Genomic DNA, 1,390 nt, shown 5'->3' with positions numbered 1-1,390 from the left:
TTGTTTACACAAGGGTAGCAGATGGGTAACTTTAAGTTCATGCTCCCCCAGAATTGGGGGTTGGGGGGCTATAAAGACTGCTGTCTTCAGGCTGATATTTCTAAATGTTAAATTCGCCAGCAGTATCTTACTAAGGGGGGTTAGGGGGGATTCCTCTTGCCTTTTGCCTTTTTATGGAATACGTGTGTTTACAACCCAGATACAAACGCGCTTATGCGATTGACCTTTGGTCAAGCTACGCGAACGCTTAAGAACGATGAACCCTCACCCGCTTATCAGGCTTTTGCTTTCTGACCCAGGCTAAAAACTTCTGCATCTGAGGGTCATTTTTCAAAGCTTCACAGGTATTCAATTCCAGAGCTAAACGAGTATTTGGGAATAAAGCATGTATTTGTCGATGACAAGCAGGGCAAATAGTAATCGTTGGACCAGGTTTCATCTTTTTTCGCTTAGTGTTTTGTCTAGGAATCAAGTGATGAACTGTCAATCGCTCTACATCTCTTCCACAAAGTTCACAAGTCATTGATAATGATAGCAATTATTAGTTTGGTGAGCTCCAAAGTCTTAGGGAGTAGGGAGTAGGGAGTAGGGAGTAGGGAGTAGGGAGTAGTAAAGTCAGACTAGGGAACTTCGGAATAAGGAAAAAATCCTGTAGACCTCATTACTACGAGAACTGTAAAATCCTAAGTGTTTAACATCTCAAATAAAAATGCTATATCATGAAAGCTTGGTCAATAATTTCCTATCTAGTTATCGGTATACTTATCGGTGCTTTTTTAGGTATTATACTACAAAAGTCTGCTCAAGTAGACCAGTTGTTCAGACGCTACGGTATCCTCAGCACTTCTACCATTAAGGATAATCAAAGCAAACCAGTTCCTGCCAATTTTCAAGGCAATATCTCCTTATTTATTTTGGCAGGACAGTCGAATATGTCAGGAAGTGGTAAGCTGACACCTGCTAGTTCCATTACTCACCCCAGAGTTTTTGTCTTTGGAAACGATTACCGCTGGCATCTAGGCAAAGAACCGATTGATTCACCAAGTGGACAAGTTGATCACGTCTCGGAAGATAAGTCAGCTGGAGTCAGTCCAGGTATAGCATTTGCTACTGAATTGCTCAAATACGATCCTGAGCTGATTGTTGGTTTAATTCCCTGTGCTAAATGGGACACTACTATTCAACAGTGGCAAAAAAATCTAAGTGAAGATACTTTGTATGGCTCTTGCTTAAAGCGAGCCTATGCTGCTTCACCAATGGGAGAAATTCAAGGTTTACTATTCTTTCAGGGAGAAAGTGATGCCCTTAATCCTCAAGCCTACCCAAGTCGAAGATTCTTCCCTAATCAGTGGGCTGATAAATTTGTTAGGTTAGTAAAAGATTTCTGTCA

Annotated in this window: 2 protein-coding genes; one reads left to right on the top strand and one right to left on the bottom strand. The window is 41.2% G+C overall.

Features of this window, described 5'->3' with window-relative positions; genetic code table 11:
* Positions 1–247: 247 nt before the first annotated feature.
* Positions 248–523: an HNH endonuclease gene (locus tag F6K20_RS38570; RefSeq protein WP_008177627.1), complete on the bottom strand. Its 276-nt coding sequence runs from the start codon at positions 521–523 to the stop codon at positions 248–250.
* A gap of 196 nt (positions 524–719) precedes the next feature.
* On the opposite strand from F6K20_RS38570, the gene F6K20_RS38565 reads away from it, so the two are divergent.
* On the top strand, positions 720–1,390 hold a 671-nt coding region (locus F6K20_RS38565; RefSeq protein WP_287298452.1), incomplete at its 3' end, for a sialate O-acetylesterase.

Origin of the sequence: Moorena sp. SIO2C4 (assembly GCF_010672485.1) — a bacterium.
Lineage (GTDB): Bacteria > Cyanobacteriota > Cyanobacteriia > Cyanobacteriales > Coleofasciculaceae > Moorena > Moorena producens.
The sequence above is the reverse complement of the archived record's forward strand: the minus strand, read 5'-3'. Positions and strand labels throughout refer to the sequence as shown.

Bases quoted from the DNA above. Each gene is read 5' to 3' on its own strand.
- F6K20_RS38570 (WP_008177627.1), bottom strand. From the start codon at position 523: ATGACTTGTGAACTTTGTGGAAGAGATGTAGAGCGATTGACAGTTCAT.